We start from the raw sequence: 11,772 nt of genomic DNA, 5'->3' as shown, positions 1-11,772 counted from the left end.
GGAGTACGGCGTGGGCGGGCCGAGGGGGCGGCCCGCGCCGGCCCGCCCACGGGCGGGCGGGGTCGGCCGGCCGACGGGGGCGGGGCGGCGGGTCAGCCGACCGCGCCTTCCATCTGCAGCTCGATCAGCCGGTTGAGCTCCAGCGCGTACTCCATCGGCAGCTCCTTGGCGATCGGCTCGACGAAGCCGCGGACGATCATCGCCATCGCCTCGAACTCGGACAGGCCGCGGCTCATCAGGTAGAAGAGCTGGTCCTCGGAGACCTTGGAGACGGTCGCCTCGTGGCCCATGGACACGTCGTCCTCGCGGACGTCGACGTAGGGGTAGGTGTCCGAGCGGGAGATGGTGTCCACGAGGAGCGCGTCGCACAGCACGTTGGACTTGGCACCGGGGGCGCCCTCACCGATCTCGATCAGACCGCGGTAGGAGGTGCGGCCGCCGCCGCGCGCCACCGACTTGGAGACGATGTTCGACGAGGTGTTGGGGGCCATGTGGACCATCTTGGCGCCGGCGTCCTGGTGCTGGCCCTCGCCGGCGAAGGCGATGGACAGGGTCTCGCCCTTGGCGTGCTCGCCCATGAGGTAGACGGCCGGGTACTTCATCGTCACCTTGGAGCCGATGTTGCCGTCGACCCACTCCATGGTCGCGCCCTCGTAGGCCACGGCGCGCTTGGTGACCAGGTTGTAGACGTTGTTCGACCAGTTCTGGATGGTCGTGTAGCGGCAGCGGCCGCCCTTCTTGACGATGATCTCGACGACGGCGCTGTGCAGCGAGTCCGAGGTGTAGATCGGGGCGGTGCAGCCCTCGACGTAGTGGACGTAGGCGTCCTCGTCGACGATGATCAGCGTCCGCTCGAACTGGCCCATGTTCTCGGTGTTGATCCGGAAGTAGGCCTGGAGCGGGATGTCCACGTGGACGCCCTTGGGAACGTAGATGAACGACCCGCCGGACCACACCGCCGAGTTCAGCGACGCGAACTTGTTGTCGCCGACCGGGATGACGGTGCCGAAGTACTCCTGGAAGAGCTCCGGGTGCTCCTTCAGCGCGGTGTCCGTGTCGAGGAAGATGACGCCCTGCTCCTCCAGGTCCTCGCGGATCTGGTGGTAGACGACCTCGGACTCGTACTGCGCGGCGACACCGGCGACCAGGCGCTGCTTCTCCGCCTCGGGGATGCCGAGCCGGTCGTAGGTGTTCTTGATGTCCTCGGGCAGGTCCTCCCAGGAGGCGGCCTGCTGCTCGGTGGAGCGCACGAAGTACTTGATGTTGTCGAAGTCGATGCCCGACAGGTCCGAGCCCCAGTTGGGCATGGGCTTCTTGTCGAACAGGCGCAGACCCTTGAGCCGCAGCTTCAGCATCCACTCCGGCTCGTTCTTCTTCGCGGAGATGTCACGGACGACGTCCTCGCTCAGACCACGCTTGGCCGCGGCGCCTGCCGTGTCGGAGTCGGCCCAGCCGAATTCGTACGTACCCAGGCCCTCGAGTTCGGGGTGGGCAGTCTCCGTGGGGAGAGTCATGCGGGGTTCCTCCCGGCCGTGCTTGCGGATGCGGATTCGTTGCGGATGTGGAGCGAGGTCTTCCCGGCCTCCGCGCCCGCCGGAGCGGTCGGGGCCGTCGAGGACTTCGGGATGAAGGTGGTGCAGACGCCGTCGCCGTGGGCGATGGTGGCGAGCCGCTGGACATGCGTACCGAGCAGCTCGGCGAAGAACTCCGTCTCCGCCTCGCAGAGTTGCGGGAACCGCTCGGCGGCGTGGGCCACCGGGCAGTGGTGCTGGCACAGCTGCTCGCCCTGCTGCGGGTGGGGTGCGCTGCGCGCGGTGGCAGAGTACCCGTCCGCGGTGAGCGCCCTGGCCAGGGCCCGGGCCCGCTCCTCGGGGGCGGCCGCCTCCACCGCCGCGCGGTACGCGCCGGCCTGGGCGGCGATCCGGGCGCGGGCGAACGCGGCGATCGCCTCGTCGCCGCCCTCCTGGTCGCCGATCCAGCGCAGGGCGTCCACGGCCAGTTTGTCGTACGACTGGTCGAAGGCGTCCCGCCCGCAGTCGGTGAGGGCGAAGACCTTGGCGGGGCGTCCGCGGGTGCGTGCGCCGTAGACCCTGCGCTCGCGCGCCTCCACGATTCCGTCGCCCGCCAGGGCGTCGAGGTGCCGGCGGACGGCCGCCTGGGTCAGTCCGAGCCGCTGGGCGAGTTCGGAGACGGTCGAGGGCCCGTGGTCCAGGACGGACCTCGCGACCCGGTTGCGGGTGGACCGCTCACCGGTCGCGAGTTCCTCCTGGGGAGCCTCGCCGACGTTTTTCACAACGCCATTGTTGCGTAATTCATCCGGACCGGGCAAGCCGCGCACGATCCGCCCTGGGTGCGCTGCATCACTTAGGTAAACCTAAGGTGACCTGCGGAAACGATCTCCGGTCGCTCGGGGAATCGAGGAAACCGGTGGCGGCCCGAGGACCCTTCCGGAACACTCCCGAGCCTGCCGGCCCCCTTCCGACCGGCCCTCTTACCACCCGGGCCACCCTCGCCGCCGGACTCACGGGCCCGGTCACCACCCCGTCCCCGTGCACAGGAGTTGCCGAACCCCGCGACCCGGCACCCCGGTCCCGTACCTAGACTCGTGAACCATGCGAAGTGAGCCCATGGTCCAGGTGCAGGCCCTGGTGATGCGGTACGGCACGAAGACCGCGGTGGACGGCCTCGACCTGGTGGCACGGCAGGGCGTGACGGCCGTGCTCGGCCCCAACGGGGCGGGCAAGACGACCACGGTGGAGACCTGTGAGGGATACCGGCGCCCCGACTCCGGCACGGTGCGCGTCCTGGGCCTGGACCCGGTGCGGCAGTCGGCCGCGCTCAGGCCCCGCGTCGGCGTGATGCTCCAGTCCGGCGGCGTCTACTCGGGCGCGCGGGCCGACGAGATGCTCCGGCACACGGCGAAGCTGCACGCGCACCCCCTGGACGTGGACGCGCTGATCGAGCGCCTCGGCCTCGGTTCCTGCGGCCGTACGACGTACCGGCGGCTCTCCGGCGGCCAGCAGCAGCGGCTCGCGCTGGCGATGGCCGTGGTCGGCCGCCCGGAGCTGGTGTTCCTGGACGAGCCGACCGCCGGACTCGACCCGCAGGCCCGCCGCGCCACCTGGGACCTCGTACGGGATCTGCGCGCCGACGGGGTCTCCGTCGTCCTCACCACGCACCACATGGACGAGGCCGAGCAGCTCGCCGACGACGTCGCGATCATCGACGCCGGCCGGGTGGTGGCCCAGGGCAGCCCCGAGCAGCTGTGCCGGGGCGGTGCCGAGAACACCCTGCGCTTCTCGGGCCGGCCGGGGCTGGACGTGCTCTCCCTGCTCAAGGCGCTGCCGTCCGGCTCCCAGGCCGAGGAGGTGACCCCGGGCTCGTACCGGGTGGTCGGCGAGGTGGACCCGCAACTGCTCGCCACCGTCACGTCCTGGTGCGCACAGCACGGCGTGCTGCCGGACCGGATCTCGGTGGAGCGGCACACCCTCGAAGACGTTTTCCTCGAGCTCACCGGCAAGGAGCTGCGCTCGTGACGGCCACCGGAACCTACTCACCGAAGCCGGGCGCGGCGCCACTCCCCCGCATGATCGCGGCGCAGGCGGTGCTCGAGACGAAGATGCTGCTGCGCAACGGCGAGCAGCTGCTGCTCACCGTGGTCATCCCCACGCTGCTGCTGGTGCTGTTCAGCACGGTGGACATCGTGGACACCGGCGCGGGCGAGGCCGTGGATTTCCTCGCCCCCGGCGTCCTCGCGCTGGCGGTGATGTCGACGGCGTTCACGGGGCAGGCCATCGCCACCGGCTTCGAGCGCCGGTACGGGGTGCTGAAGCGGCTGGCGTCCTCGCCGCTGCCGCGCTGGGCCCTGATGACCGCGAAGACGCTGTCGGTGCTGGTCACCGAGGTGCTCCAGATCGCCCTGCTGACGGGGATCGCGTTCGCACTGGGCTGGTCGCCGCAGGGCGGCCCGTTCGCGGTGCTGGTGCTGCTGGTGCTGGGCACGGCCACCTTCTCGGGGCTCGGTCTGCTGATGGCGGGCACCCTGAAGGCCGAGGCGACGCTTGCCGCCGCCAACCTGGTGTTCCTGCTGCTGCTCGTCGGCGGCGGGGTCGTCGTGCCGCTGGACACCTTCCCGGACGCCGTGCAGAACGTCCTCGGGCTGCTGCCCGTCTCGGCGCTGTCGCAGGGTCTGCGGGACGTGCTCCAGGACGGGGCGGGGCTGCCGTGGGGCCAGGTCGCGGTCCTCGCCGTGTGGGCGGTCGCGGGGCTGGCGGCGGCGGGCCGGTTCTTCCGCTGGGAGTGAGCGGGCCGGCGGGTACCGCCGAGCGGGACCCTCGTGAAAGCGTGCACAAGCGGCGTCCTACGATGGTCGCGTGCCAAACCTGACCCGTGCCGACGCCCAGGCGGCCCTGCGCAGCCCCCTCGCCTTCATCGCCGCACGCTGGACCCCGGACCCCCGGACGGTCCGGCGGGCGGCGCTCGCCGCGCTCGTCATGTCGGTGGTCATCGTGGTCACCGGCGGTGCCGTGCGGCTGACCGGTTCCGGCCTGGGCTGCCCGACCTGGCCCAAGTGCACCGAGGACTCCATCGCCTCCACGCGCGAGATGGGCGTCCACGGTCTGATCGAGTTCGGCAACCGGCTGCTGACGTACGTGCTGTGCGCCGCCGTCGGCTGGGCGATCGTCGCCGCGCGCTCCCGAAAGCCGTACCGGCGCGGCCTGACCCGGCTGGGCTGGGCGCAGTTCTGGATCGTGATGGGCAACGCGGTCCTCGGCGGCATCGTGGTCCTGGTCGGCCTGAACCCGTACACGGTCGCGGCGCACTTCCTGCTCTCCTCGGCGCTGATCGCGGTGGCCACCCTGATGTGGCACCGCGTCGGCGAGGGCGACGGGGAGCCCCGGCCGCTGGTCGGCATGCCGGTGCGGCAGCTGGTGTGGTTCCTGGTGGCGGTCTCCGTGCTGCTGATCGCGGTCGGCACGGTGGTGACCGGCGCGGGGCCGCACGCGGGTGACTCCAGCGAGGTCGAGCGGATGCCGCTGGACTGGGAGACGGTCAGCAAGCTGCACGCCGTGCTGGCGTGGATCGTGGCGACGCTGACGTTCGCCCTGTGGTTCGTCCTCAAGGCGGTGGACGCCCCCCGTGGCCCGCTGAGCCGCACCCGCGAGCTGTTCCTGATCATCCTCGCGCAGGGCGTGATCGGCTACGTCCAGTACTTCACGGACCTCCCCGAGGTCCTGGTCGGTGCCCACATGTTCGGCTCCTGTGTGATGTGGATCTGGGTGGTGCGGGTCCTGCTGTCGCTGCGCGAGCGGCCGGACACGCCGGTGGCCGAGGTGCCGGTGCCGCCCGCTCAGCCGTCCCGCGCCACAAGCGAGTCGATCGCCGGGCCCAGGTAGCCCCGGGTCAGCCCGGCCCGGCGCTGGATCCACTTCTCGGTGGTCGGCGCGGGGGCGGCCGGCGCGGGACCGTCGTAGCGCCGCCTTCGGATGTCCTCGACGACTTCACCGGGGGCACCCAGGCCGGGCAGTACCTCCAGGGCCTCCCGCTTGGAGATCAGGCGGCCCTCGCGCAGGGTGACCGTGGCGCGGGCGAAGGTCAGCAGTCCCAGGTCGACCCATACGTCCTGCGTCCAGTTCGCGGCCCGGTCCACCTCCCTGCGCCAGAAGTCGCGCTGGTCTCGCACCACGAACGCGGCGAGTTCGCCGTCCGGTACCGGCGGCAGCGCGTCCGCGGGCGGCACGCCGTGCAGGACCCGTCCGAAGCTGTGCAGCTCGGTCCGGGTGACCGGGGTGACCGTTCGACGGAAAAGCTGCTCGTGTGCCCGGGTCAGGTGGCGCCGTCCGGCGTCTTTCGCGGTGTCGCGCGTCAGGTAAGTACAGTGCAGCCGGCCGGCGAGCGGCTCGCTCCGCAGGCGGGCGTGCAGCAGCGCCACCCTCCACACCGTCCGCGCCGTGACCGGGCGGTCCAGGACGGTGATCAGATCCAGGTCGCTGCGGCCCTCCTGGTAGTCGCCCCCGGCCAGCGAGCCGTGTGCCCAGACGGCGACGGGGGCGAGCGGTGCGAGGCCGGCGAGGAAGCGGTCGAGCAGGGCGTCGGTCGGCATCCCCCCAGTCTTCACGCACCGGTCCGGCCCGTACACCCCGCGTCCCGTCTCCACGTCTCACTCCAGCCCGTACACCCCGCCCGCGTTCTCCGGGGCGATCGTCGCGGCCCCCCGCTGCGCGTCGCCTAGTACCCACGCGCCTTCGGCGACCCGGCCGCCGAGGACCCGCGCGAGGGCCCCGCGGAACGGGCGTGCGCCCACGGCGTGCGGTCCGGGCGGCCCCTGGGCACCGCTTGGCCGGGAGGACAGTGCGGCTCCAGGCCCAGCAGGGGCGGGCACCGGCGGCGTACGGCGAAACCGGCCCGAGGGCCGAAGAGGGGGAGCCCGGGGCGGGCGGGCCGCCACCGCGGGGGAGCTGGGCCCCGAAGGTGCCAAGGCACGGTTCGGTGCGCAGCACGCCGTGGCAGTACTGGTCCGCGGGGGACGGCGGGGCGATCATCCGGGCTCCCCGGGTGGGCACCGCGCTGGTGTCGCAGGGCCTGACGGCGAACCGGTGAGGAGGTGTTGCCCGGCCACGGCCCCGCCGCGGCCGGGCCCCGCGGCGGGGCGGGGCGGGCTTCAGCCGTTGGCCGGGCCGCCGATCTGGAGACCCGCCATGCGGGTCCATTCGTACGGGCCGGTCCTGACCTTGGCCGCGAACCCGCCGTCGAAGTCCTCGTGGAGGGTGAGGCCCGCCCGCTCGGCCGCCTTCCGCGCGATCGGGTAGGAGTGGGCGACCAGGTCGCCCCAGTCGCCGTCCTCGCCGACCAGTACGATCCGGGCGCCGCACTGTCCGAGGTACGCGATCTGGCCTTCGGCTCCGCCGTGGGCCGTGGCGAAGCCACTGATCCGCCGGGCGAGCTTGGCCGCCTTCCGGTCGGCCTTGCGCTCGGCCTTCTGTGCGGCCCGCTGCTCGGAGGTCTGCTCGGCCTTCGGGTCCGACTGCTGCGTGTCTGCCATGACCAGGATGCTACCGACGGGTAGGCCGAACGGCGACGGGCGGGGGGGCGGGGGGGGGGGCCCCCCCCCCCCCCCCCCCCCGGGGGGCCCCCCGCCCCCCCCCCCGGGGGGGCCCCCCCCCCCCCGGGGGGGGGGGGGGGCGGGGCCCCCCCCCCCCGCCCGTCGGACGGAGGGCAGACGGTCTACCGCAGGAAGGGGTCCACCGCGACGGCCACGAAGAGCAGCGACACATAGGTGATGGACCAGTGGAACAGGCGCATCTCCTTGAGCTTGCCGCCGGTCACCTCGGACCTGGCCCGGTTGAGGAGCGCGTGCGCCTCCCAGAGCCACCAGCCGCCCGCGGCCAGCGCGACCGCGGTGTAGAACCAGCCGGTGTAGCCGAGCGGGGTGAGCAGCAGCGACACCGCGACCATGACCCAGCTGTAGGCCACGATCTGCTTGGCGACCACCTTGTTGGAGGCGATGACCGGAAGCATCGGCACGCCCACGCGCGCGTAGTCGTCCTTCACCTTCATGGACAGCGGCCAGTAGTGCGGCGGCGTCCAGAAGAAGATGACGAGGAAGAGGACGAGCGGCGCCCAGGACAGCGAGTCGGTGACCGCGGACCAGCCGATCAGCACCGGCATGCAGCCGGCGATGCCGCCCCACACGATGTTCTGCGACGTACGCCGTTTGAGGATCATCGTGTAGACGACGACGTAGAAGAGGAGCGCGCCGAGGGAGAGCCAGGCGGACAGCCAGTTGACGGCGAGACCGAACAGCAGGGTCGAGACGACGGCCAGGGTGATGCCGAAGGCCAGGCACTCGCGCGGGCCGACCATGCCCGTGACCAGGGGGCGCTGCGAGGTGCGGTCCATCAGCGCGTCGATGTCGCGGTCGATGTACATGTTGAGCGCGTTGGCGCCGCCCGCCGACAGGTAGCCGCCGAGGCAGGTGAGCAGTACCAGCTGCAGATCGGGCACACCCCGCTGCGCGAGGAACATCACCGGAACGGTGGTGATGAGCAGCAGTTCGATGATCCGCGGCTTGGTCAACGCCACGAACGCCTTGACACGGGCCCCGATCGGCCGGTGACTCGGGCTCTGGCTCGTCCCGATAACCCCCGCAGGACGGGATTCAACGGCCGTCACTCGCACCCCTGACAGAGACATCCCAGCGAGCCCTCCCGGATGAAGTGGCGGTCAAGGCTCGCGCGTACCACGCCACCTTAGACGTTGCCCAGACCCGGACATTCGCGGGGGTCCGCTCGTGTTGGACGCGGCTGCTCACGGCACGGATCCCGGCTCGATTGAGCAACCGGATGAGCGGCCCCGTATTCATCTGCCGGATGTGCATACTCCCCCGTCAGAAGGCGGATCGCCGGGAGCCCGGGGCCGCCTGGAAGGGCTCGGGGGAAGCACCTCCTCCGGGGGTAGGCTCGACTTCGCCGGTATGGACTCGTCCGGCATCCGAAGACATGTGGAGAGGAGCCCTGACCCAGGGTGAGCACCAAGCCGACCACCACAGATCTCGAGTGGACCGAACTGGACCAGCGGGCCGTGGACACCGCCCGCGTCCTGGCCGCCGATGCCGTACAGAGGGTCGGCAACGGCCACCCCGGTACGGCGATGAGCCTGGCACCCGCCGCGTACACCCTCTTCCAGAAGGTGATGCGGCACGACCCGGCGGACGCCGACTGGGTCGGGCGGGACCGTTTCGTCCTGTCCGCCGGCCATTCGTCCCTGACCCTCTACACCCAGCTGTACCTGGCCGGTTTCGGTCTGGAGCTGGACGACCTCAAGGCGTTCCGCACCTGGGGTTCGAAGACACCGGGTCACCCCGAGTACGGGCACACCACCGGCGTGGAGACGACGACCGGGCCGCTGGGCCAGGGTGTCGCCAACGCGGTCGGCATGGCGATGGCCGCCCGCTACGAGCGCGGCCTGTTCGACCCGGAGGCCGCCGCCGGCACCTCCCCGTTCGACCACTTCGTGTACTGCGTCGCCGGTGACGGCTGTCTGCAGGAGGGCATCTCCGCCGAGGCGTCCTCGATGGCCGGCCACCAGAAGCTCGGCAACCTGGTCCTGCTGTGGGACGACAACCACATCTCGATCGAGGGCGACACCGAGACGGCCGTCTCCGAGGACACCGTCAAGCGGTACGAGGCCTACGGCTGGCACGTGCAGCGTGTCGCCCCGAAGCCGGACGGCGACCTGGACCCGAGCGCGCTCTACGACGCGATCGCCGAGGCGAAGAAGGTCACCGACCGGCCGTCGTTCATCGCGATGCGCTCGATCATCGCCTGGCCGGCGCCCAACGCGCAGAACACCGAGGCCGCGCACGGTTCGGCGCTCGGGGACGACGAGGTGGCCGCCACCAAGCGGGTGCTGGGCTTCGACCCGGAGCAGACCTTCGAGGTGACCGACGAGGTCATCGGCCACACCCGCGGGGCGCTGGAGCGCGGCAAGCAGGCGCGGGCCGAGTGGGAGAAGTCGTTCCAGGAGTGGCGGAGCGCCAACGCGGAGCGCGCGGCCGAGTTCGACCGGATCGCGGCCGGTGAGCTGCCCAAGGGCTGGGAGGACAAGCTTCCGGTCTTCGAGCCGGGCAAGGCGGTCGCCACCCGCGCCGCGTCCGGCAAGGTGCTCCAGGCGCTCGGCGCGGTCGTCCCGGAGCTGTGGGGCGGCTCGGCCGACCTGGCGGGCTCCAACAACACGACGATCGACAAGACGTCGTCGTTCCTCCCGGCGGACAACCCGCTGCCCGAGGCGAACCCGTACGGCCGCACGGTCCACTTCGGCATCCGCGAGCACTCCATGGCCGCGGAGATGAACGGCATCGCGCTGCACGGCAACACCCGGATCTACGGTGGCACCTTCCTGGTGTTCTCCGACTACATGCGCAACGCGGTGCGGCTGTCCGCCCTGATGCACCTGCCGGTGACGTACGTGTGGACGCACGACTCCATCGGTCTGGGCGAGGACGGCCCGACCCACCAGCCCGTCGAGCACCTGGCCTCGCTGCGCGCCATCCCCGGTCTGAACGTGGTCCGCCCCGCGGACGCCAACGAGACCGCGATCGCCTGGCGGGAGATCCTGCGGCGCTGGACGAAGGAGTTCGGCAAGGGCGCCCCGCACGGTCTGGCCCTCACCCGCCAGGGCGTGCCGACCTACGAGCCGAACGAGGACGCCGCGCGCGGTGGCTACGTGCTGTTCGAGGCCGAGGGCGGCGCTCCGCAGGTCGTTCTGATCGCCACCGGTTCCGAGGTGCATGTCGCCGTCGGGGCGCGCGAGCGGCTGCAGGCCGCCGGCGTGCCGACGCGCGTGGTGTCCATGCCGTCGGTGGAGTGGTTCGAGGAGCAGGACCAGGGGTACCGGGACAGCGTCCTGCCGCCGGCCGTGAGGGCCCGCGTCGCCGTCGAGGCCGGCATCGGCCTCACCTGGCACAAGTACGTGGGGGACGCCGGGCGCATCGTGTCCCTGGAGCACTTCGGCGCGTCCGCCGACGGCAAGGTGCTGTTCCAGGAGTACGGCTTCACCCCCGAGAACGTGGCCGACGTCGCCCGGGAATCGCTGGCCGCCGCCCAGCGCTGACGCTTACACACGACACGAGACGTAGGAGATGGAATTTCCATGACAGACGCACTCAAGCGCCTTTCCGACGAAGGCGTCGCGATCTGGCTGGACGACCTGTCGCGCAAGCGGATCACGTCCGGCAACCTCGCCGAGCTGATCGACCAGCAGCACGTCGTGGGCGTCACCACCAACCCGTCGATCTTCCAGAAGGCGATCTCCGAGGGCGACGGCTACGAGCAGCAGCTCGCCGACCTCGCCGCCCGCGGGGTGACGGTCGAAGAGGCCATCCGGATGATCACGACGGCGGACGTCCGCGACGCCGCCGACATCCTGCGCCCGGTCTTCGACGCCACCGACGGCCAGGACGGCCGGGTCTCCATCGAGGTCGACCCGCGTCTTGCGCACAACACGCGCTCCACCGTGGCCGAGGCCAAGCAGCTGGCCTGGCTGGTGGACCGGCCCAACACCCTGATCAAGATCCCGGCGACCGAGGCCGGCATCCCGGCGATCGCCGAGACCATCGGCCTGGGCATCAGTGTCAACGTCACGCTGATCTTCTCCCTGGAGCGCTACCGCAAGGTCATGGACGCGTTCCTGACCGGCCTGGAGAAGGCCAAGGAGCGCGGCCTGGACCTGTCGAAGATCCACTCGGTGGCGTCGTTCTTCGTGTCCCGGGTGGACACCGAGATCGACAAGCGCATCGACGCGCTCGGCACCGACGCCGCCAAGACGCTGCGCGGCAAGGCCGCCGTCGCCAACGCGCGCCTGGCCTACCAGGCGTACGAGGAGGTCTTCGCCACCGACCGCTGGAGCGCGCTGGAGCGCGAGGGCGCCAACAAACAGCGTCCGCTGTGGGCCTCCACCGGGGTGAAGGACAAGGCGTACAAGTCCACGATGTACGTCGACGAGCTGGTGGCGCCGAACACGGTGAACACCATGCCGGAGGCGACCCTGGAGGCCACCGAGGAGTCGGGCCGGATCACCGGCAACACCATCGCCGGCACCTACGCGCAGGCCCGCGCGGACCTCGACGCCGTGGAGAAGCTCGGCATCGCGTACGACGACGTCGTGCGGCTGCTGGAGGAGGAGGGCGTCCAGAAGTTCGAGGCGTCCTGGACCGACCTGCTGAAGTCGACCGAGGCGGAGCTCGCGCGCCTCGCCCCTTCGGAGGGCTGACAC

Annotated in this window: 11 protein-coding genes and 1 pseudogene; 5 read left to right on the top strand and 7 right to left on the bottom strand. The window is 71.4% G+C overall.

Features of this window, described 5'->3' with window-relative positions; all coding sequences use genetic code 11:
• Positions 1 to 92: 92 nt before the first annotated feature.
• Both sufB and ORI94_RS03560 read right to left on the bottom strand, forming a co-directional pair.
• Positions 93 to 1,514 carry a Fe-S cluster assembly protein SufB gene (sufB, locus tag ORI94_RS03565; RefSeq protein ID WP_266072283.1) on the bottom strand — a complete coding sequence of 474 codons (1,422 nt, stop codon included), beginning with the start codon at positions 1,512 to 1,514 and terminating at the stop codon, positions 93 to 95.
• On the bottom strand, positions 1,511 to 2,293 hold the full coding sequence (locus ORI94_RS03560; protein ID WP_266072281.1) for a helix-turn-helix transcriptional regulator: 783 nt from the start codon (positions 2,291 to 2,293) through the stop codon (positions 1,511 to 1,513). Before ORI94_RS03560 ends, sufB begins: the two co-directional genes overlap by 4 nt.
• 334 nt (positions 2,294 to 2,627) lie before the next feature.
• Here ORI94_RS03560 and ORI94_RS03555 point away from each other — a divergent pair, with 334 nt between their 5' ends.
• The 3 genes from ORI94_RS03555 to ORI94_RS03545 all read left to right on the top strand — a co-directional run bounded on the left by ORI94_RS03555 (position 2,628) and on the right by ORI94_RS03545 (position 5,396).
• The gene (locus tag ORI94_RS03555) at positions 2,628 to 3,536 is read left to right on the top strand and encodes an ABC transporter ATP-binding protein (protein ID WP_266072553.1); all 909 of its coding nucleotides are present in this window, start codon (positions 2,628 to 2,630) and stop codon (positions 3,534 to 3,536) included.
• 50 nt (positions 3,537 to 3,586) lie between these two features.
• A complete protein-coding gene (locus ORI94_RS03550; RefSeq protein ID WP_266072551.1) occupies positions 3,587 to 4,303 on the top strand; it encodes an ABC transporter permease in 717 nt (238 codons plus the stop codon).
• A gap of 79 nt (positions 4,304 to 4,382) precedes the next feature.
• Complete coding sequence (locus ORI94_RS03545) at positions 4,383 to 5,396, top strand: COX15/CtaA family protein (RefSeq protein ID WP_266072549.1); 1,014 nt, start codon at positions 4,383 to 4,385, stop codon at positions 5,394 to 5,396.
• On the opposite strand, the gene ORI94_RS03540 is transcribed toward ORI94_RS03545, so the two are convergent.
• The 5 genes and pseudogenes from ORI94_RS03540 to ORI94_RS03520 form a co-directional block, all read right to left on the bottom strand.
• A complete protein-coding gene (locus ORI94_RS03540; RefSeq protein ID WP_266072279.1) occupies positions 5,351 to 6,103 on the bottom strand; it encodes a nucleotidyltransferase domain-containing protein in 753 nt (250 codons plus the stop codon). The genes ORI94_RS03545 and ORI94_RS03540 overlap by 46 nt on opposite strands.
• 57 nt (positions 6,104 to 6,160) lie before the next feature.
• Positions 6,161 to 6,304, bottom strand: a complete 144-nt coding sequence (locus ORI94_RS03535; protein ID WP_266072578.1) for a hypothetical protein — start codon at positions 6,302 to 6,304, stop codon at positions 6,161 to 6,163.
• 14 nt (positions 6,305 to 6,318) lie between these two features.
• A pseudogene (locus ORI94_RS03530) lies at positions 6,319 to 6,542 on the bottom strand (amidohydrolase); the annotation flags it as partial.
• A 119-nt stretch (positions 6,543 to 6,661) separates the two neighbouring features.
• Entirely contained in the window at positions 6,662 to 7,042 is a 381-nt protein-coding gene (locus tag ORI94_RS03525) for a hypothetical protein (protein ID WP_266072277.1), read from the bottom strand.
• Positions 7,043 to 7,224: 182 nt separating this feature from the next.
• Positions 7,225 to 8,193 (bottom strand): heme o synthase, encoded by a 969-nt coding sequence (locus tag ORI94_RS03520; RefSeq protein WP_416237762.1) that lies wholly within the window; start codon positions 8,191 to 8,193, stop codon positions 7,225 to 7,227.
• 330 nt (positions 8,194 to 8,523) lie between these two features.
• On the opposite strand from ORI94_RS03520, the gene tkt reads away from it, so the two are divergent.
• Together tkt and tal are read left to right on the top strand one after the other, a co-directional pair.
• Positions 8,524 to 10,611, top strand: coding sequence for a transketolase (tkt, locus tag ORI94_RS03515; RefSeq protein ID WP_266072275.1), 2,088 nt, complete (start codon positions 8,524 to 8,526; stop codon positions 10,609 to 10,611).
• A gap of 39 nt (positions 10,612 to 10,650) precedes the next feature.
• A complete protein-coding gene (gene tal / locus ORI94_RS03510; RefSeq protein ID WP_266072273.1) occupies positions 10,651 to 11,769 on the top strand; it encodes a transaldolase in 1,119 nt (372 codons plus the stop codon).
• The last annotated feature ends 3 nt before the right edge of the window (positions 11,770 to 11,772 follow it).

Source organism: Streptomyces sp. NEAU-W12 (genome assembly GCF_026242095.1).
In the GTDB taxonomy this organism is placed as follows: Bacteria; Actinomycetota; Actinomycetes; order Streptomycetales; family Streptomycetaceae; genus Streptomyces.
This window is presented reverse-complemented; position numbering and strand designations above follow the sequence as displayed.

Bases quoted from the DNA above. Each gene is read 5' to 3' on its own strand.
- ORI94_RS03525 (WP_266072277.1), bottom strand. From the start codon at position 7,042: ATGGCAGACACGCAGCAGTCGGACCCGAAGGCCGAGCAGACCTCCGAG.
- ORI94_RS03555 (WP_266072553.1), top strand. From the start codon at position 2,628: ATGGTCCAGGTGCAGGCCCTGGTGATGCGGTACGGCACGAAGACCGCG.
- tal (WP_266072273.1), top strand. From the start codon at position 10,651: ATGACAGACGCACTCAAGCGCCTTTCCGACGAAGGCGTCGCGATCTGG.
- ORI94_RS03540 (WP_266072279.1), bottom strand. From the start codon at position 6,103: ATGCCGACCGACGCCCTGCTCGACCGCTTCCTCGCCGGCCTCGCACCG.
- ORI94_RS03520 (WP_416237762.1), bottom strand. From the start codon at position 8,193: ATGTCTCTGTCAGGGGTGCGAGTGACGGCCGTTGAATCCCGTCCTGCG.
- ORI94_RS03550 (WP_266072551.1), top strand. From the start codon at position 3,587: ATGATCGCGGCGCAGGCGGTGCTCGAGACGAAGATGCTGCTGCGCAAC.
- sufB (WP_266072283.1), bottom strand. From the start codon at position 1,514: ATGACTCTCCCCACGGAGACTGCCCACCCCGAACTCGAGGGCCTGGGT.